Source organism: Ornithinimicrobium pulveris (assembly GCF_050261105.1).
In the GTDB taxonomy this organism is placed as follows: Bacteria; Actinomycetota; Actinomycetes; order Actinomycetales; family Dermatophilaceae; genus Ornithinicoccus.
The window spans coordinates 272,804-299,746 of the sequence record NZ_CP189837.1; the positions used below are offsets into that span (position 1 = coordinate 272,804).

Genomic DNA, 26,943 nt, shown 5'->3' on the forward strand with positions numbered 1-26,943 from the left:
TTGTGGATGGGCCGGCGCGTGGGCTAGAGCTCTGCGGGCTGTGGCGAGCGGGCAGACAAGGTTACTCACGGAGTGCAGCGCAATTGCGTTGCATTCCGTGAGTAACCTTGCCTAGGCCCTGCGCCGTGCTCACCGCGCACCCTCCTCACCGCGCGCCCACTTCACTACCCGCGCGGGGCCGGTCACGTGCGCAGCGACCGGCTGCGGCCGCGAAATTCCGCGATCACCGCGCCGTCCGACTCGCGCGTCACGGTGACGTCGGTGATTCCGCTGCGCCCGTAGGTGATCCGCTCCCGCGCGTCGGCGATCAGCACATCCCCGAGCCGTCCCGCCGCGACGTAGGTGATATCGGCACCGGCCGCGACGGTCAGGCTTCCGGTGGCATTGCAGGCGAGCGCGAAGGTGGAGTCGGCGAAGGTGAAGATGTAGCCACCGTGCGCGATGTCATGCCCGTTCACCATCGTCTCCACGACAGGCATCCGGGTGCGCGCGTGCCCGAGCGGCCGGGCACCGGCGGTGTCGATGCCCAGGTCCAGCACCTCGATCCCGAGCGCGGCCGAGGCGCGGTCCTGCGCCCACATCGCGTGGACGTGGGCCAGGTCAGGCTCGACCGCGCTCATCAGAGGGCGTCGCTCGCGCGGTAGCGCCCACCGGGATAGCGCTCGTCGAGCTCAGCAAGTCGGGCTCGCACCGTCTCGGCGCCGATCTCCGCAAGCCACTCGAACGGGCCCTTGGGGTAGTTGGTTCCCAGTTTCATCGCGGTGTCCACGTCCTCACGGGTCGCCTCGCCACGGTGGACCAGGTCGACGCCTTCGTTGACGAGCATGGTGAGGGTGCGGGCGACCGGGTCCGTATGCAGTGGCCCCCCGACGAGGTCGCTCACCCGGTCCTCGGCGGGCTGGGCATCGCTGGCCTTCCCCGCCTCGTCATAGGTGTAGACGCCCTGCCCGGTCTTGCGGCCGAGATGACCGGCGCGGACGAGGTCCCGCTGGAAGTCGGTCGGGGCATAGCGCGGGTCTTTGTCCGTCTGGTGCCAGACCGACTCGCCCACGGCGTAGTTCACGTCCTGTCCGATCAGGTCGGTCAGCTCGAAGGGTCCCATTCGGAACCCGGCGCGGCGCAGCGCCTCGTCGATGGTCGCGGGGTCGGCCAGGCCCTCCTGGACCATCCTTTGGGCCTCGCCGTAGAAGGGGCGGGCCACCCGGTTGACGATGAAGCCGGGCGTCGAGGTGCAGCGGACCGGGACCTTCCCCCACCGGCGCATCAGCTCGGAGGCGTCCTGCAGGACCTGCTCGTCGGAGTGCGAACCGGTGATGACCTCGACCAGTTGCATCAGCGGCGCCGGGTTGAAGAAGTGCAGCCCGATGAGGCGGCCCGGGTGTGCCAGCGCGGGGGATCGGCCACCGTGCAGTGCGGCATCGTGGCCGCTGGTGGCCTCATCGGTGATGCCGTCGAGGGACAGGCTGGAGGTATTGGTCGCCAGCACGGTGGTCGGCGCTTGCGTCTCCTCCAACTGCCGGAAGATGACGCGTTTGATGTCCAGGTGCTCGACCACGGCCTCGATGACCAGCGACACAGGGGGCACTGACGTCATGTCTGAGGTGGTGTGGCTGCTCAGGCGCGCCAGCGCCGCGTCGGCATCCTCACGGGTGACCTTGCCCTTGGCCACGAGCTTGTCGAAGGCGTTGCCCAGCTTGTCCAGTGCCTTGTCGGCCGCATCCGGCTGGCTGTCCACCAGCACCACCGCATGTCCCGCCTGCGCCGCGACCTGCGCAATCCCGCTGCCCATCGCCCCGGCACCGATGACCGCTACCGGGACCTCCGCCGGGTCATCGAGCAGGGGAGAGCCCAGGGCAGCCTCGGCGGGGGTCTCGTCGTGGTGAGTCGCATCGTCGGCCATGCGCACACCCTCCCACGGCGCCGGTAGGCACACGGTCGTGAGTCCCAGCGCCGTGCCGTGGGATCGTGAGTCCCAGTGCCGTGCCGTGGGAATCGTCACGTGAAAGTCGGAGACCTCCCCAACTTCCACGTGACGATTTCCACGGAACACCTTCAGAGCTACGTCGTGGGCCCTGCTCCCTGTGGACAACAAACGGCTCGAGTGCCCGAGGAGTGTCACAGTGGTTGGGGGGATCGGGCGAAGGCGAGGAGGAGTTTCGGATGGAGATGCCCAGGGGTGGCCCACGCCAAGACACCGTCGGGAAGCCCACCAGCAAGGAAGGCAGCGTCGGAAAACCCGCCCGGAAGGAAGGCATCGTCGGGAAGCCCACCCGGAAGGAGCGTATCGAGCTGCGTCATCGCGTCGGCCGCGAACTGGCCGCACGCCATCATGGCGTAGCCCGCCGAGCAGATCTCCTCTCTGCCGGCCTGACCGATCACGATATTCGCGCCGAGGTGGCACGGGGTGTCTGGCATCGCGTGGGGACTCACACGATCTGCATCGAAGGACGGGAGCCGTCGGCCCAGGGGAGGTTGTGGTGGGCGTTGTGGGAGTCGGGTCCGCGCGCTGTTCTTGATGGGCCGACGGCGCTGATCGCTGCCGGACTGTCGACCTGGGAGGAGAACTTCATCCACGTGTCCGTCCCGGGCAACGCCACCGTGAGGCAACTGCCGGGTGTGCGTCTGCACCGGCTTCGCGACCTCGGCCCCCGCATCACCGCGGGTCTGCGGCGGACGAGGCCCGAGGTTGCCGTCGTCCGCGCGGCACAGTGGGCCAGGACCGACCGTGAGGCGGCGACGCTCGTCGCGATGACCGTGCAGCGGCGATTGACCAGCACCGAACTCCTCCTCGCTCGGTGGAAGGGCACTGTGAAGTCACAGCGTCGCGACGTCCTCGACGAAGTGATCCGCGACGTCTGCGATGGAGCCCACTCGATCACCGAACTGGACGTGGGTGCCGCCTGTCGGCGCCGGGGTTTGCCCATCCCCACCCGACAGCAGGTCCGGTCCGGGCGCAACGGGCGGGTCTACCTCGACCTGTGGTGGGACGAGTTCAAGGTGCATGTGGAGATCCAGGGTGCTCATCACATGCAGGGCCTGGCGGGAGTCGAGGACGCAGTCCGGTCCAATCACATCGCGATCCAGGATCACGACGTCACCACCCTGGAAATTCCGGTGCTCGGGTGGCGGATGCGGCAAGGTACGTTCCTCGACCAGATCGAAGGGGCGCTGCGCGCCCGGGGATGGACGGCGGCTGCTTGAGCTGTCGGTCCACCCCTGCCGTGGAACTGCCCTTTCAACCGTGCCGTGGAGCTGTGGTCTCAACCGTGCCGTGGAAATCGTCACGTGAATGTCGGGGACCTCCCCAACTCCCACGTGACGATTCCCACGGGACGGACGTGAAGGCACGGGACGGACGTAAAGTCCCGCGCAACCGCCCCCACCCTCACCCCGCTGGGGCCTGCGCCCCCACCTCGTTACTCTGAATCCATGGCTGACACCGCGACGACGCAGACGCAGGCGGGGGACGACATCCACCCGCTCCTGGAGACCCACCGCGCCACCCTTGAGGAGGCCGCGCAGGCGCTGCGGGAGCGCAGTTACTACAGCCGTTACCCGGAGTCGCCCAGCCCGCGCGTCTACGGCGAGAACGCACCCCAGGACGGCCAGTCCGCCCACGAATCCGCCCTCAACACCGACTTCAGCGGCCTCGCCGACCAGCCCAGCACCGGCGAGAGCGTCGGCTCGGAGGTCAGCCCCTACGGTCCTCGTCTCGGCGTCCGCTACCCGCAGCTCGACATCCCTGCCGCCATCGAGGCCGCCACCGCAGCCCTGCCCGCCTGGCGCGACGCCGGTCCCGAGACCCGCGCCGCGGTCTGCGTCGAGATCGTTGACCGCATCAACAAGCGCTCGCACGAGATGGCGCACGCCGTCATGCACACCAGCGGCCAGCCGTTCGTGATGTCCTTCCAGGCCGGCGGTCCCCACGCCCAGGACCGCGCCCTTGAGGCCATCGTCGCCGCCCTCGAGGAGCAGCGCCGCATTCCCGCATCGGTCACCTGGGAGAAGCCCGCCAAGGGTGACCCGATCCGGATGCAGAAGGACTACCGCGTCGTCCCCCGCGGCCTCGCGCTCGTCATCGGCTGCAACACCTTCCCGACCTGGAACGCCTACCCCGGCATCTTCGCCAGCCTCGCCACCGGGAACCCGGTCATCATCAAGCCCCACCCCCGCGCTGTCCTGCCGCTCGCGATCACCACCCAGATCGCCCGCGAGACCCTCGCCGAGGCCGGCTTCGAGCCGGCCCTGGTCCAGCTCGCCCCCGAGGACGACGGTGGCACCCTGGCCAAGGACCTCGCGCTCGACCCGGCCGTCAAGATCATCGACTACACCGGGGGCCCCGGCTTCGGCCACTGGCTGGAGACCGAGGCGGCGGCCCGCGGCGCGCTCGTCTACACCGAGAAGGCCGGCCTCAACACCGTCGTCGTCGACTCCACCGATGACCTCAAGGGGATGCTGGGCAACCTCGCCTTCTCCTTCTCCCTCTACTCCGGCCAGATGTGCACGGCGCCACAGAACATCTACGTCCCCGCCACCGGTGTCGACACCGACCAGGGCCACCTGTCCGCCGAGGAGTTCGCAGGCAAGCTCGGCGAGGCGATCACCCGCTTCACCGCCGATGACGAACGCGCCGTCGAGATCCTCGGCGCCACGGTCAACGACGACGTCCGCTCCCGGGCGACCGACGTGCCGGCTCTCGCGAACAGCCTGGGCGGCGCGGTCGTCCTCGACTCCCGCGCGGTCACGCACCCGACCTACCCCGACGCCGTGATCCGCACCCCGGCGCTGGTCGGCGTGGACGTCGGCAACGAGCGCGCCTACACGCAGGAGTGCTTCGGTCCGGTCGCCTTCGTGGTCACCACCGCCGACACCGCCGAGTCACTGCGCCGGTTCACCGAGACGGTCCGCGAGCACGGCGGCATGACTGCCGCGGTCTACTCCACCGACGAGACGGTGCTCGACGATGCCCGCGACGCGGCCGCCGACGCCGGGGTCGCCCTGTCTGAGAACCTCACCGGCCCGATCTTCGTCAACCAGACCGCCGCCTTCTCCGACCTGCACGGCACCGGCGCCAACCCCGCGGCCAACGCGGCCTACGCGGATTCCGCGTTCGTCGCGAACCGCTTCCGGGTCATCACCTCCCGCCGCCACGTCTGACCCCCCTCCCGTATGCCGCAACCCACCCCCGCGCGCCCGACCACCTCGGTGGTCGGGCCGGGTGTGGTCGCGCTCCAGGGCCTTCAGGGCCTGCCCGCTGTCGAGGCCGAGGCGGTCGAGCTGGTCACGCAGACCGTCGAGGCAGCCTTCGCCGACGGCCAGCACCGGGTCGAGGCGGCCATCCCGACCGACGCCACGCCGCTACGCCGCGTCCTGCAACGCAGCGGCCTGCGGCCCGAGGGTGTCGCCCGCGGTGCCGGCCAGAGCGACCCGGCCACACCGCATACGGACCTCCTCCGGCTCGCCCGCCTGGCCGACGACCCGCCGCCCGGCACCCGGCCGGCGTTCCTGGCGATGCTGGACGCGACCCTGCCGCTCAAGCGGCTCATCGTCCAGGGGCTGATCCGGGACGGGCAGGGGCGGATCCTGCTGTGCGAGTTGACCTACAAGAAGGACTGGGACCTCGTCGGCGGCGTCGCCGAGCCCGCCGAATCCCCGGTCACCAGCCTCGAACGTGAGGTGCGCGAGGAGCTCGGTCTCGACCTGTCCGTCGGTGAACTGGTGGCTGTCGACTGGTTGCCGCCCTACCGACAGTGGCGAGACGCCCTGCTCCTCGTCTTCGACCTGGGCGTGCACCCGGACCTGGCCGAACGGGCCACCCTCCAACCCACCGAGCTCGCCGCGACCCACTGGTGCACGGTCCAGGAGGCGCGCGGCCGCGTCGCCCCCTATGTCCACCGGCTGCTCGAGTCGCTCGGCGACACCCTGCGGGACGGAGCGGGCGGGCGCACTCTCTTCCTCGAGGACGGCGAGCCCCGCACCGACCACGGCCCATCCCGCGCGGAGGACGACCGGCCCCGTACGGACTGAGGTTCCGCTACATTGCCCCGGTGGCAGGCACAGCGCAGCACCGACCACGGCGGGGAACCGAAGCGGCCTCATCGCCGGACTTCTCGCGCTCCTGCTGGTGCTCGGGGGTTTTGGGATCTACTCGCTGGTGAGGGATCGCGGCGGCGCGGACGACCCGCGCGCCGCGGCCCAGGACGACGCTCCCTCGACCGGCACCGCGGACTCGACGGACGACCCGACCGCCGACGCTGCCGACACCGACGCTGCAGACACCGACGACTCTGGCGCCGGCGACGCCACCGAGGGCGACGCCACCGAGGAACCACTCTCGGCAGCCGACTGCGAGCCCGTCACCGTCTGGGTCGCGCCCGCCCTCGCCCCGGCCGTGGACGCCGCGGTCGAGCGCGCGAGTGACGACTGCTTCTCGTATGCCGTGGTGCCCCGCTCCTCCACGACCGCCCAGTCCGCGATGCGCGGCGGGGAGCTGCCCGACGCCTGGGTCCCGGACTCCGCCGCCTGGCCCGCCCTGCTCGTCGCGGACGGGGTGGAACTCACCTCGGGGGAGACGGTCGCGTCCTCTCCGGTGCTGCTCACCGCGGTGCCGCAGGTCGCCGAGGCCGTCGGTCAGTTGGGCCTGGGGCCAGAGTCGACCTTCGAAGATCTGGTGGCGACCTACCAGGAGCTGGTGTCCTCCGGCGAGGATCCGCCGATCCAGCTGCGCATGGGCGACCCCCGCGTCGACCCCGCCACGATGGCGCTGATCAGCTCGATGGACGGCACTGGCCAGGGGGACACCGGCGGCGTGGAGCGTCGGCTGATGGTGATGCTCGCCCAGACCTCGGTGCCCGACCCGCTCACCGCGCTCGCCGACGACCCCCGCACCGTGGTCCCGGCCACCGAGCAGCAGATCGCGGCGGCCGGGGACTCGGCTCAGCTGCAGGGGTTGCCGCTGGGCGAGTCCGCCGGAGTCGTCCGTATGCCGTTCGTCCGGGTCGGCGAGACCGGCTCACCTCGGGCGCTGGACGCCTTGGAGACCGCGCTGACCTCCTCGGAGGCGGCCGCGGACCTGGCCGCGCTCGGGCTGCGGGCCGGTGAGGATGGCGCTGCCCCCGAGGTGGCTGGTGTCCCCGAGGGGATCGACACCACCGGTGGCGACCCCGACGCCGCGCAGGTCACCGCCGCGGCCCGGGCGTGGGCGCTGATGGCGCCACAGTCACGGATCCTGACGCTGATCGACATCTCCGGGTCGATGGAGGTCGAGGTCGGTGACACCACCCGGATCGACCTGACCCGGGAGGCCGCCCTGACCGCGCTGACCGTGCTGCCGGAGCAGACGGCGATCGGGGTCTGGTACTTCGCGACCGCCCTCGACGGCGACACCGACTACATCGAGGTCGCGCCGGTCCGCCCGCTCAACCAGGAGGTGCGGGCCGGGGTCACCCAGAAGGATCTGCTGCTGAGCACCACGCAGGACATCGGGCTGGACCTGCTCACCGGCGACACCGGTCTGCACGACTCGCTCTGGGCGGCCTACGAGAAGATGACCGCCCAGGCATCGCCCGACTCGATCAGCTCGGTCGTCCTGCTCACCGATGGGATCAACGACGACAGCACCGGTGGCCTGTCCGAGGAGGAGGTCATCGACCTGCTCACCCAGGCCCGCGAGGACGCCGAGGATCCGGTCACCGTCCTGCTGATCGGCATGGGGCCGGACGTCGACGAGGCCGCCCTCAGCCGCCTGGCTGCTGACGCCGGTGGTGAGTCGCTGGTGCTGCGCGACCCGCGCGAACTGCCGCAGGTCTTCGTCGACGTGGTCGCCCGCCGGGCTCCCTGAGACGTGGTCGCCCGCCGGACTCCCCGAGACGTGGTCGCCCGCCGAGCTCCCTGAACCTCAGCCCGCCTCAGGGCAGCGGCGTCGCCAGCATCGCGGTCAGCGCGAGGTCGACCATGTCGCCGAAGGTCTGCTCGCGCTCCTGGGAGGTCGTCTCCTCACCGGTGATGATGTGGTCGGAGACGGTGCAGATGGCCAGCGCCTGGCGGCCGTAGCGTGCGGCGAGGGTGTAGATCTCCGCAGCCTCCATCTCGACTGCGGCGACGCCGTACTCCACCACCTTCTGGGTCAGCTCGGGCCGAGAGTGGTAGAAGCTGTCCGAGCTGAAGACCGTCGCGACGGCGTGCTCGGTCAGCGACTCCTCGGCGGCGTCCACGGCGGCCCGCAGCAGCGCGAAGTTGGCGGTCGCCGGGTAGTGGTAGCCCTGGAAGCGCAGCGTGTTCATCGAGCTGTCGGTGGCCGCAGCCTGGGCGATGACGACGTCCCGCACCTTGAGGTCCTCGGTGAGCGCCCCGCAGCTGCCGACGCGGACCAGCTGCTGCACGTCATACTCCGAGATCAGCTCGTTGACGTAGATCGAGGCGGACGGCTGGCCCATCCCGGTGCCCTGCACCGACACGCGCTCGCCACGGAAGGAGCCGGTGAAGCCGAGCATCCCGCGCACCTCGCTGTAGCACTCGGCGTCCTCCAGGAAATTCTCGGCAATCCACTTGGCGCGCAAGGGATCTCCGGGGAGGAGGATGCGGGGGGCGATCTGTCCGGGCTGGGCGGCGATGTGGGTGCTCACGCCGCCAAGCGTAGGCGGTCCGGTGCCGCCTTCTCATCCGCTTCTCCTCGACCTTGTGTTTACTTGGTGTTTACCTGCGAGGAGGTGGAGAGCGATGGCGAGCACGGACGGACCGGTGCGGCGGTGGCGCCGACGTGCCGGGCGCGTGGTCCGCGGCGTGCGTCGGGGTGCCCTGAGCGCCACCTCGGGTCGCTCGACCAGCAGCCCCACCAGCCCCGCCAGCCCCGCCAGACCCCACGACCGGATCGGCTCCGGCCTGGCCCTGGTCGCCGAGGCCGAGCGCAGCGCGGGCGAGTTGCCGCAGGTGAGCGGCCCGCGCACCTACTGGGCCCGGCGACGCGTCGTCCGGCTCCCCGACCTCGCCCCTGAGGTCCACGGACTCGTCCCGCCGAGCCATCGCGACGGGTGGGAGCCCGGTGCCGACGGCCTGCGCGAGGTGGAGGCGCCGATCGCTGCCGATGTGGTCGCGCTCGCCAAGTTCGACATCGGCACCGAGCCCAAGCTCCGCGCCGCGTATGCCGATTCCCAGCTCACCCTGTCCGTCCAGCCGGTCTCCGCCTCCGGGGCGGACGGGATCGCCCGGGCGGTTGCGGCATACCGGACCGTGGTGCCGCACGCCCCGCACCTGGTGCCGCGCCTCGTGCACCACGGGCGACTGAGCGGCGGCGTGCCCTACCTGGTCGAGGGGTGGCTGCACGGCGAGCCGCTCGTGCACGGGCGCGCGCTGGCCGCGGCGGCGGGGGAGATCCTGTCCGGGCTGGCGGCGGTCCATCGCGGACGCGGGCTGACCGCCGGCAGACTGAACACGCAGTTGGTCCGGCTCGGCGAGCGGTGGGAGGAGTTGCGCTCGCAAGGGGTGGTGCCCGAGGACCTCGCGGACTGGGTGGCTGGCCTGATCGCGCGCGACGGCGCGGTGCGGGTGTCCTGGGTGCACGGCGACCTGGTGGCCTCGAACGTGCTGCGGACCCCGGAGGGCGTCGTGCTGATCGACTGGGAGTACTCCCGCGCCGGCGCGATCATGCATGACGGCGCCAAGCTGCACGCCTACACCGCCGACCCCGAGGACACGCTTGAGCAGCTGCTCACGGCCTGGGGTGAGCGTCCGTCGGGTGCGACCGGGCAGGTGTATTCGCCCGCCGAGGACCTGGCGTTGGCGCACGCTCACCAGCTCGCGGCCTACCCGGGGCGGCGTGCGCGGCTCGAGGGCCACCCCCGCGCGGCACGCTACGAAAAGCAGGTGCGCAAGCAGGTCTCCCGCCTCGCGATGGTGCGCGACGCAGCCTGAGCTCGGGCTACCCCCAGCCCCGCCGCGCCGTCCACTACAGTCGCACGGTCGGAGTGCACCGATCGGGACGAGGTGAAGGAGCCGGGATGGGCGTGCTGACGCCGCGGTCATCGGTGGCCGGTGCCCGGCTGGGGTGGCTGGCCGAGCCGGCCGCTGATGCGCGTCGCCTGCAGGCGCTGGCCCTGCGGAGTCGGCACGATCTTGTCCTCGACGTCCTCGCCGAGCGGGCGGGGGTCTCGGTCCCGGCCGTGGTGCTCTCCGAGCAGCTGGTGGGGGACGCTGACCGTGCGGCGTCCTGGCTGCCCCGCGATCGGGCGCGGGTGCCCTATCTCCTCGCCCTCGCCGCGTCGTGGGCGGCGCGCGGCATCGCTACCGGGTCGGTGCCCGCACCCGAACTCAAGGCCGCGGTGGCTCTGCATCAGTTCGTGCTGGGCGAGCACGGGACCCGGGCCATCCCATCGGTGGATCAGCGCCACCTGGTCCAGGCGGCCTTTCTCGCCGGTCGGCACGACCTGGTCGACGACGCCCTCGCCCGCCTTGATCGACTCACCGACGCGGTCGCGGACGGGCTGCGCTCCGACCTGGCCAACCCGGTCGTCGGCGGGCCTTTCGCCAGATCGCACGAGGAGTGGCTGGGGCTCTTCGGCTCGCGGTTCAGGGACCGGGGCATCACGCCGCCCCTGGTGACCGAGCGCAGCCGAGGCATGGATGACGTCGAGGGCCCGCTCTTCGACGGACTCCACCTGCCTGGACTTGCCGGCACCGCCGACGGCCCGCTGGTCACGGTGATCGTCCCCGCCTATCGCCCCGACGCCGGCCTGCTGCCCAGCGTCCGCTCGATCCTCGACCAGTCGCACGGCAACCTCGAGATCCTCGTGGTCGACGACTGCTCAGGATCGGACTTCCACGACCTCTTTGCTGCGGTGGAGGGCCTGGACGAGCGGGTCCGGCTGATCCGGCAGGAGCGCAACGGCGGCTCCTACCTCGGCCGCAACACCGCCCTCACGCTGGCCCGCGGCGAGTGGGTCACCACCCAGGACGCCGACGACTGGAGCCACCCCGAGCGGATTGCCCGGCAGCTCGCCGCCTCCGCCGAGCACCCCGAGGCGCTCGCCACCCGCAGCGCAGCCATCCGCGCCCGCCCCGACCTGACCCGGCAGTGGTTCGGCTACAGCCCGGAGCGGATGAACGCCAGCTCACTGATGGTGCGCCGCGAGGTGCTGGAGCAGCTCGGTGGCTTCGACCCCCTCCGCAAGGGCGCCGACTCCGAGCTGCACGAGCGGCTGCACCTCCTCGACGGTGTCGTCGACGTCGCGCTGCCGCTCGCGGTCACCCGCCTTGCCGACGGCTCGTTGTCCCGCGCCGACTTCGCCTTCGGTCGGCACAGCCCGGAGCGCGTGCTCTTCCGCAGCTCCTTCCGGCGCTGGCACGCCAGCCTGGCGCCCGCTGCTGCCGCGCGAGACCTGACGGGTCTGGCCGCGCACCGCGAAGGCCAGCGCCCCTATCCCGCTCCCCGCCGGTTCGTCCGCGATCTGCCGCACGCCCCCTCGAGCCGGCCCACGGAATACGGGGTCGTCGTGCTCTGCGACCTGGCGCGGGGCCCCTCCGTCGAGACCGCAGCGATCCTGGCGAGCCAGGCGGCGCCGGCGGTGCTCGGGCGGGAGGACGTGATCCGCGCGGGGGAGGAGCAGCCGGACTGGCATCCTGAGCTGCTCGACGCCGCCCGCGACGGTCGGCTCGAGCTGCTCACGGATGCGGACGAGGTGCATGCCGACGTGCTGATCGTCGACGAGCCCAACCTCCTCGCCCTGCCCGCCCTGCCGCTGCCGACCCTGACCGCCGATCGAGCGCTCATCGTCGCCATCCCGCCCAGCGCCGACGAGCCGATCCGCGACCTCGAAGCCGCGGGCGCTCTGGTCCGCGAGCACCTCGGTCGCGCCCCCGAGTGGGTAGCCAGGTCCCCCCGAGACCAGCAGGTATGGCGCGAGGACGGCTGGTCCCTCCCGCTCCTGACCGACGCGCTCACCTGACGACCGGGGACTCGGGTTGCCCCGACCGGGGACGCGGTTGGTCCCGTCGGGAATAGGTGACGCGTCACTCACGCTGACGCCGATATGAAGATCGGCATCGTCATCAGCAGCGTCCGCCCCACCCGCGTCGGCCACCACGTCGCCGACTGGGTCGCCGAGCACGCCCCCGAGGGGGTCGAGACCGAGATCGTGGATCTGCGCGAGCTCGACCTGCCCCACTTCCAGGACGCCGAGAAGCCGTCGGCCGGCAACTACACCGAGCGGACCACCATCGCCTGGGCGCAGCAGGTCAGCGGCTACGACGCCCTGATCACCACGCTGCCGGAGTACAACGGCGGCTACCCGGCCCCGCTCAAGAACGCCATCGACACCCTCTACGCCGAGTGGAACGACCTGCCGATCGGCGTCGTCGGCTACGGCTGGCACGGCGCCGCCCGCTCTGCCAAGGCCTTCGCAATGGTGCTCGACACCGTCAAGGCAGCCCGCGTCGACGGCCCGGCCCTCACCTTCGAGACGCACCTGAGTCCCTCGGGCGAGATCCTCGACGGCGCGCCGGTCGCGGAGCTCGAGGACCTCTACGCGACGCTGCGCGAGAAGGCCAGCGTCAGCGCCTGACCGAGTGTGCGGGGCCACCCCCACCACATAGGCTGCCGGTGTGGACCCCGCCGAGCAGCCCGCCGCCACCCCGCTCGTCCTGCTCCACGGCGTCGGCCAGGCGCCGATGGCGTGGGAGGACGTGGTCGTCCCGCTCTACGGCAGCCGCCGCCTGCTCACCCCGTGGGTCCCCGGCCTGCGCCCCACCGAGAAGGCGCCTCTCCCGCTCGCCGACGCTGCGGCCAAGCTCGACACCGACCTCATGCTGGAAGGCATGCAGGAGGTCGACCTCTGTGGCTTGAGCTATGGCGCGATGGTCGCCACCCAGCTCGCCGCCGAGTTTCCCGAGCGCGTCCGTCGCCTCGTCCTGATCGCCGGTCAGGTCCGCCCGCCGCGGGCGCTGATGCGTGTCCAGTCGGGGCTGCTCCGCCTGCTCCCGGCCTCCCGGCTCGCCGATTCCGGCGTCTCCAAGGACCGGCTGATCGAGGCGCTCGCCGCGGCCAGGGAGGTTGACCTCGGCCCGCTCCTGCCGCAGATCACCGCGCCGACGCTCGTCCTCGTCGGCAGCCGCGACAAGGCCAACCTGCCGGGTGCGCGGGCGTTGGCGAACGGCATACCGGGGGCGCAGTTGCGCGTCGTCGACGGTGCCGGCCACGCGGTCAACGAGGACGCACCGGCCGGGCTCGTGCAGATCCTGCGCGACTTCCTCGACTGAAGCCCCCGTCCCGTATGCCGCACCCCACCTCTCCCCGCACCGCCCCCGACACCCCGGGCCGGGTGCTCCTGGACGTCGACGCGCGCGGCGTCGCACACGTGCGCCTAGCTCGGCCGGACAAGCTCAACGCGCTGACCTTTGGGATGCTCGACGACCTGGTCTCCGCCGGGCGGCTGCTGCGCAAGGACCGCACGCTGCGCGCGGTGATCCTCTCCGGCGAGGGCGACGCCTTCTGCGCGGGACTGGACGTGCGCGCGGCGCTCGGGGACCCGGCCGGAATCGCCCGCCGGTTCGTGGCGAGGCCGCTGCCGTTGCCGCGGACCAACGTCTTCCAGGAGGCGTGCTGGACCTGGCGGCGGCTGCCCGTCCCGGTCGTCGCAGCCGTCCACGGCCACTGCCTTGGCGCCGGGCTGCAGCTCGCCCTGGGTGCCGATCTGCGGTTCAGCACCTCCGATGCGCGCTGGTCGGTGCGCGAGGCGACCTGGGGCCTGGTGCCCGACATGACCGGAATCCGCACGCTGACCGAGCTGATGGGCTTGGATGTCGCCAAAGAACTGACCCTGACCGCGCGGATGGTGGAGGGCAGCGAGGCAGAGCGGTTGGGCCTGGTCACGCGGGTGGCGCAGGACCCGGTGGCCGCGGCGCAGGAGGTGGTGTCCGAGATGATCCAGCACGATCGGCGGGCCCTGGCCCACGCCAAGCGGCTGCTGAACGCAGCCCCCGGTCAGCGTGCCGGGCGGATCTTCGGACGCGAACGACTGGCTCAGCTGCGGTTGCTGCGGCGGGTGGCGGGTCGTGGCTGAGCGGACCTTGAGCCGGCGCCGACTGCGCGGTGCACTCGGTGGCGACAGTCTGTAATCCCGAGGATGATTACCCGATCGAAAGCCAGACCTCCTTTGCCTGGGAGGCGACCTGGATCGGCCCGGAGCCCGGAGTGGGCAAGCAGTTGGTGCTCGAGTACGAGGACGCCGATGGCAACGTCGGAACCGTGGAGATCGACACCACTCTCGTGCTTTGCGCGGTCCAGGAGGAGTGCGAAGAGGATCTAGACGCACTCGATTCGTGACGACGCAGGGAAGCGATTGCCCCCGTAGGCCGAGCGGCAGGCGTACGATCTGCGGTCGTGACAACCGCCGGCAGGCATGCCGCACAAAGGGGACCAGCCCGCAGGCCCCAGGCGCTCTCCCACGCAGGGTCCCACGCAGGATCCCGTGCCCTCCCGCCGCTGCTGATCGGCGCCCTCGGCGTCGTCTTCGGCGACATCGGCACCAGCCCGCTCTACGCCCTCAAGACCGTCTTCGCGCTCGGCGGTGGAGTCGTTGCGCCCACCACGGCCAACGTCTTCGGCGTGGTCTCGATGGTCTTCTGGTCGATCACCCTGATCGTCTCGGCCAAGTACCTCATGTTCATCCTGCGCGCCGACAACGACGGCGAGGGCGGCATCCTGTCCCTCGCCCACCTCGCGCACCGCAACGTCAAGCACGGTGGGCGCCGACACAAGCTGGTCCTGATCCTCGGCGTCTTCGGCGGCTCGCTCTTCTTCGGCGACAGCCTGATCACGCCCGCGATCTCGGTGCTCTCGGCCGTCGAAGGGCTCGATGTCGCTGTCCCCGGCAGCACGCACCTGGTCGTCCCGATCTCCGCCGCGATCATCGTCCTGCTCTTCGCGGTCCAGCGTTTCGGCACCCACCACGTCGGCCGGTTCTTCGGGCCGGTGATGGTGGTCTGGTTCCTCACCCTGGGCGTCCTCGGCCTGGTCCACGTGGTCGCCGACCCGATCGTCCTGACCGCGCTCTCGCCGCACCACGGCCTGCTCTTCGTGGTCCAGCACCCGGGAATCGCGTTCGTGGCGATGGGCGCGATCGTGCTCGCCATCACCGGCGCCGAGGCCCTGTATGCCGATATGGGACATTTCGGCCGCGTCCCCATCGTCTGGGCCTGGTTCGCGCTCGTCTTTCCCTGCCTGACGTTGAACTATCTCGGCCAGGCGCAGCTGATCATGCGCGACAGCCACGAGATCGCCAACCCGTTCTTCCACCTCGCCCCGGCCTGGGCGCAGCTGCCGCTCGTCGTGCTGGCCACGCTGGCCACCATCATCGCCAGCCAGGCGGTCATCTCCGGCGCCTTCTCGGTCGCCCGCCAGGCCGAACGGCTCAGCTACCTGCCGCGGCTCACCGTCCGCCAGACCTCCGAGCAGGAGGGCGGCCAGATCTACATCCCGGTCGTGAACTGGTTGCTCTTCGCCGGCGTTTCGGCTCGGTCGAGTTGGCCTTCTTCAGCGCCAACATCGTCAAGGTGGTCCATGGTGGCTGGCTGCCGCTGCTGGTCGCCGCGACGGTGGCCACCGTGATGACTACCTGGGCACGGGGGCGAGAACTGGTCACGGCGCGGCGGGAGAAGCTGGAGGGTCCGCTCACGCAGTTCCTCGACGAGATCCACGGCGATGCCAAGATCCTGCGCGTCCCAGGGACTGCGGTCTTCCTGCACCCGAACAAGACGACCTGCCCGCTCGCGCTGCGGGAGAACGTCCAGTTCAACCGGGTCGTGCACGACGAGACCTACATCGTCTCGACCCAGGCGGTGAACGTCCCCCACGTGCCCGACGACGAGCGGGTCGTGATCGATGACCTGGGCGATCCCTACGACCACGTCTTGCATATCACCCTGCGCTACGGCTTCTCCGATCCGCAGGATGTGCCGGCCGGGCTGCAGGTGGCGCGCGACGAAGGTATCGACCTCGACCTGCGCACTGTCACCTACTTCCTGTCCCGGATCACCGTGCACCCCAGCGACCGCCCCGGCATGGGCACCTTGCGCAAGCGCCTCTTCGGGGTCCTGGCCCGCAACGCCGCCGACCCCACCGAGTACTTCTCCCTGCCCATCGGCCGCACCGTCGTCCTCGGCGCCCGCATCAACTTCTAACCATCCGCTCCCTCACCCGCCGCCCCTCACCCGACCGAACGTCCGTCAGGTCGCCCCCTCACCCCCACCGAACGTCCGTCAGGTCGCGATTTCTGGCCACCGAACGCGCGTCATGTCGTGATTTCTGGCCACCGGACGTCCGTCATGCATGTCCTCAACGCGACCGAACGCGTCGTCAGTGTTCGGGTGTAGATTCGCGGCTCGTGACCACTGCGCCCCACGCTGCCGACAGCCACGACATCATCCGCGTCCAGGGGGCGCGCGAGAACAACCTCAAGGACGTCAGCGTCGACCTGCCCAAGAGGCGGCTCACCGCGTTCACCGGCGTGTCCGGATCGGGCAAGAGCTCCCTCGTCTTCGCCACCATCGCCGCCGAGTCCCAGCGGATGATCAACGAGACCTACAGCACTTTTGTGCAGGGCTTCATGCCCACGCTCGCCCGGCCGGACGTCGACCTCCTCGAAGGTCTGACCACGGCGATCATCGTCGACCAGGAGCGGATGGGCGCCAACATCCGCTCCACCGTCGGGACGGTGACCGACGTCAACGCGATGCTGCGGATCCTGTTCAGCCGGCTGGGGAAGCCGCACATCGGCACGGCCAAGGCGTTCTCGTTCAACGTCGCCTCGATCTCGGGTGCCGGGGCGGTGACGATGACCAAGGGCGGGGAGCAGGTCAAGGAGCGGCGGGAGTTCAGCATCCAGGGCGGGATGTGCCTGCGCTGCGAGGGCGTGGGCAAGGTCAGCGACTTCGACTACAGCGCGATCTACGACGAGGAGAAGTCGCTCAAGGACGGCGCGCTGACGATCCCGGGCTACAGCATGGACGGTTGGTACGGCCGGATCTATCTGGGCAGCGGCTTCTTCGACCCCGACAAGCCGATCAAGAAGTACACGAAGAAGGAGCGGCACGACCTGCTCTTCAAGGAGCCGACCAAGATCAAGGTCGACGGGATCAACATCACCTTCGAGGGCGTCATCCCCAAGATCCAGAAGTCGATGCTGTCCAAGGACCGCGAGGCGATGCAGCCGCACATCCGTGCCTTCGTCGATCGCGCCGTGACCTTCCAGGTCTGCCCGGAGTGCGAGGGCACCAGGCTCAACGAGGCAGCCCGCTCCTCCAAGGTCGAGGGCATCTCGATCGCCGACGCCTGCGCCATGCAGATCAGCGACCTCGCCGCCTGGGTGCGCGAGCTGGACGAGCCCTCGGTCGCGCCGCTGCTGACCGGCCTGCAGGAGACCCTCGACTCCTTCGTCGAGATCGGGCTGGGCTACCTGTCGCTGGACCGGCCGAGCGGAACGCTGTCCGGCGGCGAGGCCCAACGGACCAAGATGATCCGCCACCTCGGCTCCTCCCTGACCGATGTGACCTACGTCTTCGACGAGCCCTCCATCGGGCTGCACCCGCACGACATCGCGCGGATGAACGATCTCCTGCTCCGCCTGCGAGACAAGGGCAACACTGTCCTGGTCGTCGAGCACAAGCCGGAGACGATCGAGATCGCCGACCATGTCGTCGACCTCGGGCCGGGCGCGGGAACCGGCGGCGGACAGATCGTCTACGAGGGAAGTGTCGAGGGCCTGCGCGGCAGCGATACCCTCACCGGCCGCCACCTCGACGACCGCGCCCACCTCAAGGACGAGGTCCGGCAGAGCGGCGGCGCGCTGGAGATCCGCGGCGCCGATACCCACAACCTGCGCAACGTCGACGTCGACATCCCGACCGGCGTGCTCGTCGCGGTCACGGGTGTGGCGGGCTCGGGCAAGAGCTCACTCATCCACGGCTCGTTGGCCAAGCAGGACGGCGTTGTCGTCATCGACCAAGGCGCGATCAAGGGCTCGCGCCGCTCCAACCCGGCGACTTACACCGGCCTGCTCGAGCCGATCCGCAAGGCCTTCGCCAAGGCCAACGGGGTCAAGCCCGCGCTCTTCAGCCCCAACTCCGAGGGCGCCTGCCCGACCTGCAACGGCGCCGGCGTGATCTACACCGACCTGGCGATGATGGCCGGGGTCGCCTCCACCTGCGACGAGTGCGAGGGCCGTCGTTTCCAGGCCACCGTGCTGGACTACACGCTCGGCGGCAAGAACATCAGCGAGGTGCTCTCGATGCCCGTCGCCGAGGCCGAGCAGTTCTTCGCCGAGGGCGAGGCGCGGATCCCGGCGGCGCACAAGATCCTGCAGCGCCTGGTCGATGTCGGCCTGGGCTACATCACCCTGGGGCAGCCGCTGACCACGTTGTCCGGCGGCGAGAGGCAGCGGCTCAAGCTGGCCGCCCAGATGGGGGACAAGGGCGAGGTCTACATCCTCGACGAGCCCACCACGGGCCTGCACCTCGCCGACGTCGAGAACCTGCTCGCCCTCCTGGACCGCCTCGTCGACGCCGGCCGCTCTGTCATCGTGATCGAACACCATCAGGCCGTCATGGCGCACGCGGACTGGATCGTCGACCTCGGCCCGGGCGCCGGCCACGACGGCGGGAAGGTCGTCTTCGAAGGCACCCCCTCCGACCTCGTCGCCGACCGCTCCACCCTCACCGGTCAGCACCTCGCCGCCTACGTAGGGGCGTGACCCGCGGACAGTGGGACGTGAGCTCCGACCTGGGAGCCCGAACCCTAGGCCGGACCCCGACCGCCAGACTCCTCGCGCGCCTGCTCGAGCAACCCCAGCAGCTCCGGCCCCGGCTCGACGGTATGCGTGTCCGACCCCGTCTTGACCCCGCACTCCCCGAAGGCCTTCAGCACCGACCCGATGACCGCGTGCTGCGCGGTCCGGGTGTCCAGCCGCCGGGCACCGGACAGAAGCGCAGCTCCATCGACACCGTCCCCGTGCCGATCTCGGTGAGGAAGGCCTGCGGTGCCGGATCGGCATACACCTCGGGCAGGTCGGCCATCGCCGCCAGCGCCACCTCGCGCGCCCGATCAAGGTCGGCGGTCACGTCCAGGTCGACCATGATCGAGCTGCGCACGTGCTCGAAGCCGGTCTGCACGGTCACCAGCTCGGAGTGCAGCACGCTGTTGGGCACCACGACCAGCTTGCCGTCGAAGGTGCGCAGCGAGGTCGACGACAGCCCCATCTGCACCACATTGCCGCTGACCTGCGCCACCGCGATCTGGTCGCCCACCTTGAAGCGGTCGCGCGCCAGGATCACGATGCCGGCGAACATATTGCCCAGCACCGTCTGGAAGGCGATACCGGCCGCGATCGAGATGATCCCGACGCCGCCCAGGATGTTCACCGGCTGCACGCTCGGGAAGACGATCGTCAGCATCGCCGCGACCCCCACCGCGACCATCACCCACCCGACCAGCCGCCCGAAGACCGTCGCCGACCCCTCGCTGCGCCCCCGCCACTGCAGAAACGCCTTGACCGTATGCCGCAGCACCTGCCCGAGCACGACCGCCGCCGCGAGCGCGAGCAGCCCGAGCCCGACATTGGTCCAGGTGAGCGCGGGCAGCCCGAGCCCGGTGGTCTCGCCGAACAGCACACCCTGCCTCACCTGTCCCAAACTAGCGGGCCGGCATCAGATCGCCCCACCCACCCGGCCCACCGCCTACGCTGCGCGCATGGACGATCCTGAGGTCACGGCATACCTGGACGCTCTGCCCGACCCCGCCCGGGAGCGGGTCGACCAGATCCGCGCCGCCGTGCACGCCGCGCACGCGGGGGTCGGGGAGCGGATCTCGTACGGGATCGTGACGTTCACCGTCGACGGCCGGCGCGCTTTCCACACCGGTGGGTATGCCGGTCACGTCGCCGTCTATCCGGTGCCCGCCGACCTCGCGCTCGCGCAGCGGTGCGCGCCCTACCGGTCGGGCAAGGGGACGCTGAAGTTTCCGCACCGTGAGGAGCTGCCGATGGAGCTGATCGAGGACGTCGCCGCCTGGTTCGTCGCGCTCGCTCGCGGCTGACGCGCGCGTGCTTTGCCCTCGCCCTGTCCAGGTCGGCCGCGACGCTCTAGGCTGGCGGTGTGAGCACAGTGACCGAGCAGAGTGCCGCCGTCCGCGCGCTCTTGGTCGAGCGCCGTGCGCAGGTGGACGAGGTGCTGAGGCGTTACCACGCAACGCACCCTCGGCTCTTCGGTTCAGTAGCCAGGGGTAGCGCCACCCCGCACAGCGATATCGATCTGCTCGTCGACCTGGACCCGGATCACGGAAACGCCCTATTACGGATCGCCGGGATCGCCGAGGAACTGAGTGAAATCCTGGGAACCAGGGTGGATGTCGTCGCGGAACCGCTGCTCCGGCCCCGCGTGTCTCATACCGCGCTCAGAGATGCTGTTCTGTTGTGACGCGCTCCGAGCAAGCGCGGGTCGCAGACATCCTGGCTGCCTGGCGGTGATCGGTGAGGGAGTCAAGGCACTCCCCGATTCGACACGCGAGCACTACCCCGACATTCCTTGGGCCTCAATCGCTGGTCTGCGCAACGTGGTCGTTCACGAGTATTTCCGAGTCGACCCTGACTTGATCTTGGACATCCTTGATCACCAGCTCGCGGACCTGCAGCGCCAGCTCACACGCCACTCCTGATGGGAGCCGCGGCTGACGCCCGCGTGCTTTGCTTGTCCGTATGCAGATTCTCATCCTCGGCGGGACCGCCCAGCTCGGGCGCGCGGTCGGCTCGGCAGCCGTGCGTGCCGGCCATGACGTGACGGCGCTCGCCCGCGGGAAGTCGGGAGAGGTGCCCGAGGGGGTGCGGCATGTCGTCGGGGACCGCGATACCGGCGGGCTGGGGGCGGTGCGCGGCACGACCTGGGACGCGGTGATCGAGGTCGCCAGCCAGCCGGGGCGTGTGCGGCAGGCGGTGGCGGAGGTGGAGGCGCGGCACTGGGTCTACGTGTCCAGCGTCAACGTCTATGCCTCGGTGGACGGCGCGACCGATGAGTCGGCGGCGCTCGTGGAGCCGCTCGAGGCGGACTCGATGTCCGGGCCGGAGGAGTATGGCGCAGCGAAGGTCGCCTGCGAACGCGCGGTCCTCGACGGGGTCGGCTCGGACCGGGTGCTCGTGGTGCGCCCGGGCCTGATCGGTGGGCCGGAGGACGGGACGGATCGGTCGTCCTACTGGCCCTACCGGATGAGCCACCCCGTGGAGCGGCGGGTGCTCATGCCCGATGCGGTCAGCCAGCCGGTGCAGCTGCTCGATGTCCGCGACCTGGCGGAGTGGCTGGTGGTGTGCATGGAGCAGGGGGTGACCGGGGTCGTCGATGCGGTGGGCGAAGAGACGACGCTGGGGGAGGTGCTGGCCGAGTCGGCGGCGCTCGCGAACGAGGTGCCCGAGCCGGTCGTGGTCGATGCGCAGTGGCTGGCCGAGCAGGGCGTGAACCCGTGGATGGGGCCGCGCTCGCTGCCGCTGTGGCTTCCCGGCGAGATGGCCGGGATGATGCGCCGCTCGGGCGTCGCGGCCCGGGAGCTGGGTCTGCGGCACCGGCCGTTGCGGGACACGCTGCGCGCCGCGCTCGCCGATGCGCAGCGTCGTGGCGATCGGCCGTGGGCGGCAGGCTTGGAGTGGAAGGACGAGCGTGACCTCATCGCGCGAGCCCGGGAGAGCGGGAGGCGACGCTGACGGCTCGGGTGAGAAACGGCATACCGGGGCGGGGTGGGGGCTGGAGGCTGCGGGGCGCGTGACGAATCCGGGCGAGTGCCCCGATTGCGCACGCACTTCGCGACCTGAGCGTGACAAACCGGGGCGAGTGCCCCTCTTACGCACAGGGCACTGGCCGGCGCCCACGCCCGCGATGGGCCCTCACACCTCGTGCGGCACCCGGTTCTTCCAGACATAGGTCGCGGTCACCATGAACAGCGCCCACCCGGCATTCTGGTAGAAGTTCGGGGGTGTGATCCCGACCGACGTCAGCAGGTCCGGGACCAGCCCGAACGTGGGCGTGAAGATGAACTGAAAGGCCACGCCGACCGCCGCGCCGGAGAGCACGAAGGGCGCGAAGACCATCGAGCGCACCGCGCCCCGGCCGAAGAGCTTCTGGTCCAGCAGCAGCGCGAGCGCCAGTCCCAGCACCATCGAGCCGATCACCGCGGCGCCGGTGAAGATCAGCGTGTTCCACAGCACGGTGCGGCTGGCCGCGCTGGTGAACCACTCGACGTAGTTGTCCAGCCCGATGAAGTGGCTGTTCGGGCTGCCGAGATTCCAGCGGTAGAAGCTGAGCCGGATGTTGTCGACCAGCGGCCGGTAGGTCCACACCGCCAGCAGGATGATGTTCGGCAGGAGCAGGGCCGCCGCGAGGAGGGTCTCCTTGCCCCGTCCGGGGCGCCCGCTGGCGACGTCCATGCTCACGGGCCGCGACGCTGCTAGGCGGACGTGTCCGGCAGGCCACCGGCGCATGAGGTGCGCGTGAACAGTGGGTCAGGAGTTGGTCAAAGAAGCCCGGCCCCTACTGCAGCACTGGTGCACGCGACTCCGCTGCGAGTGCCCCGATTGCGCACGCACGTCGCGACCTGAGCGTGACAAACCGGGGCGAGTGCCCCGATTGCGCACCGTCCCGTAGAGTCACGTCGCCCGAGTTGACCAGCGAGGAGGCGCGATGACCGCGGACCCGCAGGTGCGGCATACGGGCATCTATCGACGGCTCGCCTGGCCGGTGCTCGTCCCGTCGGTGCTCTTCGGGGTCGCTGCGGGAGCGACGGTGCCGGTCTCCGTGGTGGCCGCGATCCAGCTCGGTGCCTCCGCGTGGCTGGCCAGCCTGATCATCGCGATCGTCGGCGCGATCTCGCTGGCGACCACCGTCCCGGCCGGGCAGCTGATCGACCGGGTGGGTGACCGGCCGGCGATGGCACTGGCGACCGGGTATGCCGCGGTGCTGACGATCGGGTCGATCGTCGCCCTGGTCTGGGGACTCTCGGGCGACGGGGACCACGGGGTGTGGCCGTTGGTGCTCTTCATGGCCTCGACCTTCCTGCGCGCTCCGGCCCTCAATGTCTGGAGCCTGGCCCGCCAGGCCTATGTGGCCGACCGGCTGCCCACCGCTCAGGTGGGGCGCGCGATGACCGCCCTCGGGGGCACCATGCGGGCCGGCAACCTGCTGGGCCCCCTGCTCGGTGGGCTGCTGCTGCTGTTCACGCCGCTGTGGTCGGTCTGGGTGCTGAGCATGGTCTGCACGCTGATCGCGCTCGCGGTGGTCTACAGCCCGCGGCTCGGTGGCCGCCTGGATGAGAACGAGGGCGCGACCCGGCCGCGTACCGAGAGTCGCCGCCGTCGCCGGTCGGGGACGGCGGTCGGGGAGCCGAGCGCGCGCCTGGCGCGGGCGCCCTTGGACGTGCGCTGGCGCGCGGTGCTGCTGGCCGGCGTCGCGATCGTCACGCTGGCGGTCGCGCGGGTGGCCCAGCCGGTGGTCATCCAGCTGTGGGGTGTGCACCTGGAGCTCAGCCCGTCCACGATCTCGTGGATCGTCGCGGCCGGTGCTGCGTTGGAGATGGTGCTGATGTTCCCCGGCGGTTATCTGAAGGATCGGTTGGGCAGGGCGCCGATCCTGATCGCCTGCCTGGTCGTCTACGGCGGCGGGTTCCTCCTGCTGCCGCTGCAGGCCTCGGTCGCGTGGATGGTCTTCGCGGTGCTGGTGATGGCGGTCGGCAACGGGCTGGGGGCCGGGGTGAACATGACGATCGGCGCGGACCTGAGCCCGCGCGAGGGGCGCGGCCGGTTCCTCGGGATCTGGGCGTTGTTCAGCAATGTCGGGGTGCTCGGCGGCCCGGCGCTGGTCGCACTGCTGGTCGCGATGTCCACAGTGTCGGTGGCAGCGGTCTCGATCGGGGCAGTCGCCGTGCTGGGCGCAGCGTGGATGGCGGTCTTCGCCAGGTTCATCGGTCTGCCACGCGGGGTGCTGCGGCCGGACGCCGCCCAGCAGCCGGTGCCGTAGCGCGACCCTGGTGACTCGTCGGCCTCGGGCCCTGGTCCGCCCTGCGCGTCCGCGGCGTCAGCGGGCCAGCTGCTCCTGCAGATCCGTGACCGCGGCCTTGGCCCACTGGCCCACCCCGATCAGGGTCGCGGACGCGGCTCCAGTCCAATCCCCATACCCCACCAGGTAGAGGCCAGGCACGCCGCGGACCACCGGGCCATCCGTCTGGATCACCCCGTCCGCCCGCGGGACGTCGAGCGAGGAGAGCGGCTGCAGGGCGGGTCGGAAGCCGGTGCACCAGATGACCACGTCCACCTCCTGCGCGCGTCCGTCGTCCCACTCGACGCCATCCGGGGTGAACCGCGCGAACATCCGCTCGGCCCGCAGGCCGAGCTCGTCGCGGGCTCGGCGCACGGGAGGCACGGCCACGATGTCGCCCAGCCCGCCGACGCCCTCTCCCTCCCCGCGCACCCGGGCGCTCGCGACCCGGAAGAGCTCGCGCCCATCCACGTCGTCCGGCAGGTAGCGCGGGTCATCCAGAGTGCACCACGTGAGGTCGACGGCCTCGACCAGCTCGGCGGCGATCTGGGCGCCTGAGTTGGCGCCACCGACCACGACCACCCGCTGCCCGTGCAGGTCCTGCGGTCCGCGGTAGACCGAGCTGTGCAGCTGGCGCCCCGCAAAGTTGGACGCGCCGGGGTAGGCGGGGACGAACGGCCGGGTCCAGGTGCCGGTTGCCAGCACCACCGCCCGGCTCTCGACCTGCCCCTGATCCGTGACCACCCGGAAGCCGGACCGCGTGCGGGTGACCTGCTCGACGGTGACCGGCCGGTGGACCGGCAACTCGTAGCGCTTCTCGTAGCGGGTGAGGTAGTCGAGGACGTGGTCGGCGTCGGGGTAGCCCTCCGGGTCCGACGTCGACGGCATCTGCCAGCCGGGCAAGGAGGAGTGCACGGCCGGGGAGAAGAGGCGCAAAGAGTCCCAGGTATGCCGCCACGCACCACCGGGGCCCTGCTCGGCATCGAGGACGACATGGTCGATCCCGGCGCGCTTGAGGTAGAAGGAGGTGGCCAGGCCCGCCTGTCCACCACCCACCACGACCACGTCGACGCTGGGGCGCATGGCGTCAGGTTAGTCGGCAGGGGTGACACTGGGGAGATGAGCCCGCCGACCGCACCGACCCGGGTCGCGCTGTTCTGGAGCGGCGGCAAGGACTCGGCGCTCGCGTTGCACCGGTTGTCGCGGAGGTCGGATGTCGACGTGGTCGAGCTGGTGACCATGCTCGAGGAGGACCGGGCGGTCTCCACCGTGCACGAGATCCCACTCGACCTGCTGGGGGTCCAGGCGCGCTGCCTCGGGCTCTCGCTGCGGACGGTGCAGGTCGGCGCGAACCTGGAGGGGTATGCCGATCGGATGGTCGATCTCGCCGCGCAGCTCAGTGCAGCGGGGGTGGGGGCGGTCGCCTTCGGCGATCTGGATCGGTCCGGCGCGAGGGGGCATCGTGAGCGGGCGTTCGCCGGCGGTGATGTGCGGGTGCTGGAGCCGTTGTCCGGAATGGGCTCGCGGCAGGCGGTGGAGGAGTTCTTGTCGACCGGCGCCCGAGCAGTGGTCGTGGCCGTTGACGCCGCCTTTCTCGATCAGGCTCTGCTCGGGCGGCGGCTCGACCGGAGCTTCGTCGACGGGCTGCCACCGGACACGGACCCGGCGGGCGAACTGGGCGAGTATCACTCGTTCGTGCACGACGGCCCGTGGTTCAGCCAGCCGGTGCCCTTCGTGCTCTCACCCGTGCGTGAGGTGGTTCGCACGGTGGGCACGACGAACGGGCCGCAGGAGTTCAGGACCTGGCTGGCTGCGCCAGAGCGTGTCCCAGGACGGGCGGGAGGCGCGTGCGCGGTCCATCGGTGACACTGGGGGGGCACCGTCCACCAATCCGACAAGGAGTCACCCGTGACCGAGGGAACCGTCCGCTGGTTCGACGCTGACAAGGGGTTCGGTTTCATCGAGCTCGGGGAGGCTGACGACCTCTACGTGCACGCCTCCGAGATCGTCAGCGGCGAAGCCACCAAGCTGCTCCGAGAGGGGCAGGTGGTCGAGTTCGAGATCGGCGAGGGAGACCGCGGGCCGCAGGCGCGCCGCGTCCGGGTCGTGGCCGACCGGGCGGCGGACACACCGCTGGGGGAGCTCGGCACCGTCTCCTGGTACGAGCCGGGCAAGGGCTACGGCTTCATCACGCCTGACGCCGGCGGTGCGGAGATCTTCCTGCACAGCTCGGCGATCGTGGTAGGCGGCGTGGTGGCCGAGGGACAGCGAGTGGCCTTCCTCGTGGTCGAGGGAGAGAAGGGGCCGCAGGCGGACCACCTGCTGCCGCTGGGAGGCGAGGCCGCGCCCCAGCCCGCAGCCTCCGACGGGGCGGACGGCACCGTGTCCTGGTATGACGACGACAAGGGCTTCGGGTTCATCACCCCCGACGCGGGCGGCCCTGACGTCTTCGTCCACGTCCGGGCGCTGCCCGAGGAGCTCTTCGGGCTGCACGAGGGCGACCGGGTGCTCTTCGACGTCGTCGAGAGCGAGCGGGGCCCGCAGGCCCGGGGCGTCCGTCTCGCACGCGGCTCGGCCCCGCGTGGCGGAGGCTCGGGGCCGTCGACCCGCGCCCGCTCCGCTCGGCCGGAGCGCGACCGTGCTCCGGCGCGCGGCGGCCACGGCGGCGGCCAGGGCGGCGAGGGCGTCGTCGCACGCTACGACGCCGAGCGCGGGTTCGGATTCATCACCCCGGACGCCGGAGGGGCCGACCTGTTCGTGCACGCCTCGGTGCTGAGCGACACCGAGGAACTGCGCCAGGGGGACCGGGTGCGCTTCCAGGTGCGCCAGAGCGACCGCGGCCCGCAGGCCGATCGCGTCGAGCTGCTCTGACCGGGACACACCCGGTGAGGC

Annotated in this window: 28 protein-coding genes; 20 read left to right on the forward strand and 8 right to left on the reverse strand. The window is 70.8% G+C overall.

Annotated elements, in window-relative coordinates:
* Positions 1-182: 182 nt before the first annotated feature.
* The 3 genes from paaI to ACQBAT_RS01190 form a co-directional block, all read right to left on the reverse strand.
* The gene (gene paaI / locus ACQBAT_RS01180; RefSeq protein ID WP_420746392.1) at positions 183-620 is read right to left on the reverse strand and encodes a hydroxyphenylacetyl-CoA thioesterase PaaI; all 438 of its coding nucleotides are present in this window, start codon (positions 618-620) and stop codon (positions 183-185) included.
* On the reverse strand, positions 620-1,900 hold the full coding sequence (locus ACQBAT_RS01185) for a 3-hydroxyacyl-CoA dehydrogenase NAD-binding domain-containing protein (protein ID WP_420746393.1): 1,281 nt from the start codon (positions 1,898-1,900) through the stop codon (positions 620-622). The genes paaI and ACQBAT_RS01185 overlap by 1 nt, the downstream gene beginning before the upstream one ends.
* 215 nt (positions 1,901-2,115) lie before the next feature.
* Entirely contained in the window at positions 2,116-2,415 is a 300-nt protein-coding gene (locus ACQBAT_RS01190; protein ID WP_420746394.1) for a hypothetical protein, read from the reverse strand.
* 3 nt (positions 2,416-2,418) lie between these two features.
* On the opposite strand from ACQBAT_RS01190, the gene ACQBAT_RS01195 reads away from it, so the two are divergent.
* The 4 genes from ACQBAT_RS01195 to ACQBAT_RS01210 all read left to right on the forward strand — a co-directional run bounded on the left by ACQBAT_RS01195 (position 2,419) and on the right by ACQBAT_RS01210 (position 7,840).
* Complete coding sequence (locus ACQBAT_RS01195) at positions 2,419-3,201, forward strand: hypothetical protein (protein ID WP_420746395.1); 783 nt, start codon at positions 2,419-2,421, stop codon at positions 3,199-3,201.
* A 228-nt stretch (positions 3,202-3,429) separates the two neighbouring features.
* The gene (gene paaN / locus ACQBAT_RS01200; RefSeq protein ID WP_420746396.1) at positions 3,430-5,157 is read left to right on the forward strand and encodes a phenylacetic acid degradation protein PaaN; all 1,728 of its coding nucleotides are present in this window, start codon (positions 3,430-3,432) and stop codon (positions 5,155-5,157) included.
* 12 nt (positions 5,158-5,169) lie between these two features.
* Positions 5,170-6,027 carry an NUDIX domain-containing protein gene (locus ACQBAT_RS01205; protein WP_420746397.1) on the forward strand — a complete coding sequence of 286 codons (858 nt, stop codon included), beginning with the start codon at positions 5,170-5,172 and terminating at the stop codon, positions 6,025-6,027.
* 97 nt (positions 6,028-6,124) lie between these two features.
* Positions 6,125-7,840: a substrate-binding domain-containing protein gene (locus ACQBAT_RS01210; RefSeq protein WP_420746398.1), complete on the forward strand. Its 1,716-nt coding sequence runs from the start codon at positions 6,125-6,127 to the stop codon at positions 7,838-7,840.
* Positions 7,841-7,907: 67 nt separating this feature from the next.
* Here the strand turns inward: ACQBAT_RS01210 and deoD are convergent, their stop codons facing one another.
* A complete protein-coding gene (gene deoD / locus ACQBAT_RS01215) occupies positions 7,908-8,624 on the reverse strand; it encodes a purine-nucleoside phosphorylase (protein WP_420746399.1) in 717 nt (238 codons plus the stop codon).
* 94 nt (positions 8,625-8,718) lie between these two features.
* On the opposite strand from deoD, the gene ACQBAT_RS01220 reads away from it, so the two are divergent.
* The 9 genes from ACQBAT_RS01220 (at position 8,719) to ACQBAT_RS01260 (ending at position 18,737) form a co-directional block, all read left to right on the forward strand.
* Positions 8,719-9,909 (forward strand): phosphotransferase family protein, encoded by a 1,191-nt coding sequence (locus ACQBAT_RS01220; RefSeq protein ID WP_420746400.1) that lies wholly within the window; start codon positions 8,719-8,721, stop codon positions 9,907-9,909.
* Between the two features lie 86 nt (positions 9,910-9,995).
* Complete coding sequence (locus ACQBAT_RS01225; RefSeq protein WP_420746401.1) at positions 9,996-11,939, forward strand: glycosyltransferase family 2 protein; 1,944 nt, start codon at positions 9,996-9,998, stop codon at positions 11,937-11,939.
* Between the two features lie 84 nt (positions 11,940-12,023).
* The gene (locus ACQBAT_RS01230) at positions 12,024-12,554 is read left to right on the forward strand and encodes an NADPH-dependent FMN reductase (protein WP_420746402.1); all 531 of its coding nucleotides are present in this window, start codon (positions 12,024-12,026) and stop codon (positions 12,552-12,554) included.
* A gap of 40 nt (positions 12,555-12,594) precedes the next feature.
* Entirely contained in the window at positions 12,595-13,248 is a 654-nt protein-coding gene (locus tag ACQBAT_RS01235; RefSeq protein ID WP_420746403.1) for an alpha/beta fold hydrolase, read from the forward strand.
* 14 nt (positions 13,249-13,262) lie between these two features.
* Positions 13,263-14,051: a crotonase/enoyl-CoA hydratase family protein gene (locus tag ACQBAT_RS01240; protein ID WP_420746404.1), complete on the forward strand. Its 789-nt coding sequence runs from the start codon at positions 13,263-13,265 to the stop codon at positions 14,049-14,051.
* 38 nt (positions 14,052-14,089) lie between these two features.
* On the forward strand, positions 14,090-14,314 hold the full coding sequence (locus tag ACQBAT_RS01245) for a hypothetical protein (RefSeq protein ID WP_420746405.1): 225 nt from the start codon (positions 14,090-14,092) through the stop codon (positions 14,312-14,314).
* A 57-nt stretch (positions 14,315-14,371) separates the two neighbouring features.
* Complete coding sequence (locus tag ACQBAT_RS01250; protein WP_420746406.1) at positions 14,372-15,598, forward strand: KUP/HAK/KT family potassium transporter; 1,227 nt, start codon at positions 14,372-14,374, stop codon at positions 15,596-15,598.
* Positions 15,514-16,170, forward strand: a complete 657-nt coding sequence (locus tag ACQBAT_RS01255; protein WP_427197728.1) for a KUP/HAK/KT family potassium transporter — start codon at positions 15,514-15,516, stop codon at positions 16,168-16,170. Before ACQBAT_RS01250 ends, ACQBAT_RS01255 begins: the two co-directional genes overlap by 85 nt.
* A gap of 203 nt (positions 16,171-16,373) precedes the next feature.
* Positions 16,374-18,737, forward strand: a complete 2,364-nt coding sequence (locus tag ACQBAT_RS01260; protein WP_420746407.1) for an ATP-binding cassette domain-containing protein — start codon at positions 16,374-16,376, stop codon at positions 18,735-18,737.
* Positions 18,738-18,781: 44 nt separating this feature from the next.
* Here the strand turns inward: ACQBAT_RS01260 and ACQBAT_RS01265 are convergent, their stop codons facing one another.
* Together ACQBAT_RS01265 and ACQBAT_RS01270 are read right to left on the reverse strand one after the other, a co-directional pair.
* The gene (locus ACQBAT_RS01265; RefSeq protein ID WP_420746408.1) at positions 18,782-18,910 is read right to left on the reverse strand and encodes a hypothetical protein; all 129 of its coding nucleotides are present in this window, start codon (positions 18,908-18,910) and stop codon (positions 18,782-18,784) included.
* Entirely contained in the window at positions 18,904-19,665 is a 762-nt protein-coding gene (locus ACQBAT_RS01270) for a mechanosensitive ion channel family protein (RefSeq protein ID WP_420746409.1), read from the reverse strand. Before ACQBAT_RS01270 ends, ACQBAT_RS01265 begins: the two co-directional genes overlap by 7 nt.
* Positions 19,666-19,732: 67 nt before the next feature.
* Between ACQBAT_RS01270 and ACQBAT_RS01275 the strand changes: the two genes are divergently transcribed.
* From ACQBAT_RS01275 to ACQBAT_RS01290, 4 genes are read left to right on the forward strand one after another with little or no spacing between them, the layout of a single operon-like run.
* Positions 19,733-20,077, forward strand: coding sequence for an iron chaperone (locus tag ACQBAT_RS01275; RefSeq protein WP_420746410.1), 345 nt, complete (start codon positions 19,733-19,735; stop codon positions 20,075-20,077).
* A 59-nt stretch (positions 20,078-20,136) separates the two neighbouring features.
* Positions 20,137-20,457 carry a nucleotidyltransferase family protein gene (locus ACQBAT_RS01280; protein ID WP_420746411.1) on the forward strand — a complete coding sequence of 107 codons (321 nt, stop codon included), beginning with the start codon at positions 20,137-20,139 and terminating at the stop codon, positions 20,455-20,457.
* Positions 20,441-20,695, forward strand: a complete 255-nt coding sequence (locus ACQBAT_RS01285; RefSeq protein ID WP_420746412.1) for a DUF86 domain-containing protein — start codon at positions 20,441-20,443, stop codon at positions 20,693-20,695. Before ACQBAT_RS01280 ends, ACQBAT_RS01285 begins: the two co-directional genes overlap by 17 nt.
* Positions 20,696-20,735: 40 nt before the next feature.
* Entirely contained in the window at positions 20,736-21,728 is a 993-nt protein-coding gene (locus ACQBAT_RS01290; RefSeq protein WP_420746413.1) for an NAD-dependent epimerase/dehydratase family protein, read from the forward strand.
* 180 nt (positions 21,729-21,908) lie between these two features.
* Here ACQBAT_RS01290 and ACQBAT_RS01295 read toward each other — a convergent pair whose 3' ends face one another.
* Positions 21,909-22,454 carry a carbohydrate ABC transporter permease gene (locus tag ACQBAT_RS01295; RefSeq protein WP_420746414.1) on the reverse strand — a complete coding sequence of 182 codons (546 nt, stop codon included), beginning with the start codon at positions 22,452-22,454 and terminating at the stop codon, positions 21,909-21,911.
* 247 nt (positions 22,455-22,701) lie between these two features.
* Between ACQBAT_RS01295 and ACQBAT_RS01300 the strand changes: the two genes are divergently transcribed.
* On the forward strand, positions 22,702-24,033 hold the full coding sequence (locus ACQBAT_RS01300) for an MFS transporter (RefSeq protein ID WP_420746415.1): 1,332 nt from the start codon (positions 22,702-22,704) through the stop codon (positions 24,031-24,033).
* Positions 24,034-24,090: 57 nt separating this feature from the next.
* Here the strand turns inward: ACQBAT_RS01300 and ACQBAT_RS01305 are convergent, their stop codons facing one another.
* Positions 24,091-25,134: an ArsO family NAD(P)H-dependent flavin-containing monooxygenase gene (locus ACQBAT_RS01305; protein WP_420746416.1), complete on the reverse strand. Its 1,044-nt coding sequence runs from the start codon at positions 25,132-25,134 to the stop codon at positions 24,091-24,093.
* A 36-nt stretch (positions 25,135-25,170) separates the two neighbouring features.
* On the opposite strand from ACQBAT_RS01305, the gene ACQBAT_RS01310 reads away from it, so the two are divergent.
* Positions 25,171-25,917, forward strand: a complete 747-nt coding sequence (locus ACQBAT_RS01310) for an ATP-binding protein (RefSeq protein ID WP_420746417.1) — start codon at positions 25,171-25,173, stop codon at positions 25,915-25,917.
* Between the two features lie 42 nt (positions 25,918-25,959).
* On the forward strand, positions 25,960-26,922 hold the full coding sequence (locus ACQBAT_RS01315) for a cold-shock protein (RefSeq protein ID WP_420746418.1): 963 nt from the start codon (positions 25,960-25,962) through the stop codon (positions 26,920-26,922).
* Positions 26,923-26,943 lie beyond the last annotated feature (21 nt).

Excerpts from the sequence above, each read along its gene's own strand:
- paaN (WP_420746396.1), top strand. The coding sequence starts at position 3,430 with ATGGCTGACACCGCGACGACGCAGACGCAGGCGGGGGACGACATCCAC.
- ACQBAT_RS01230 (WP_420746402.1), top strand. The coding sequence starts at position 12,024 with ATGAAGATCGGCATCGTCATCAGCAGCGTCCGCCCCACCCGCGTCGGC.
- ACQBAT_RS01190 (WP_420746394.1), bottom strand. The coding sequence starts at position 2,415 with ATGCCAGACACCCCGTGCCACCTCGGCGCGAATATCGTGATCGGTCAG.
- paaI (WP_420746392.1), bottom strand. The coding sequence starts at position 620 with ATGAGCGCGGTCGAGCCTGACCTGGCCCACGTCCACGCGATGTGGGCG.
- ACQBAT_RS01290 (WP_420746413.1), top strand. The coding sequence starts at position 20,736 with ATGCAGATTCTCATCCTCGGCGGGACCGCCCAGCTCGGGCGCGCGGTC.
- ACQBAT_RS01275 (WP_420746410.1), top strand. The coding sequence starts at position 19,733 with ATGGACGATCCTGAGGTCACGGCATACCTGGACGCTCTGCCCGACCCC.
- ACQBAT_RS01300 (WP_420746415.1), top strand. The coding sequence starts at position 22,702 with ATGACCGCGGACCCGCAGGTGCGGCATACGGGCATCTATCGACGGCTC.
- ACQBAT_RS01185 (WP_420746393.1), bottom strand. The coding sequence starts at position 1,900 with ATGGCCGACGATGCGACTCACCACGACGAGACCCCCGCCGAGGCTGCC.
- ACQBAT_RS01220 (WP_420746400.1), top strand. The coding sequence starts at position 8,719 with ATGGCGAGCACGGACGGACCGGTGCGGCGGTGGCGCCGACGTGCCGGG.
- ACQBAT_RS01240 (WP_420746404.1), top strand. The coding sequence starts at position 13,263 with ATGCCGCACCCCACCTCTCCCCGCACCGCCCCCGACACCCCGGGCCGG.
- ACQBAT_RS01305 (WP_420746416.1), bottom strand. The coding sequence starts at position 25,134 with ATGCGCCCCAGCGTCGACGTGGTCGTGGTGGGTGGTGGACAGGCGGGC.
- ACQBAT_RS01285 (WP_420746412.1), top strand. The coding sequence starts at position 20,441 with ATGCTGTTCTGTTGTGACGCGCTCCGAGCAAGCGCGGGTCGCAGACAT.
- ACQBAT_RS01310 (WP_420746417.1), top strand. The coding sequence starts at position 25,171 with ATGAGCCCGCCGACCGCACCGACCCGGGTCGCGCTGTTCTGGAGCGGC.
- ACQBAT_RS01225 (WP_420746401.1), top strand. The coding sequence starts at position 9,996 with ATGGGCGTGCTGACGCCGCGGTCATCGGTGGCCGGTGCCCGGCTGGGG.
- ACQBAT_RS01205 (WP_420746397.1), top strand. The coding sequence starts at position 5,170 with ATGCCGCAACCCACCCCCGCGCGCCCGACCACCTCGGTGGTCGGGCCG.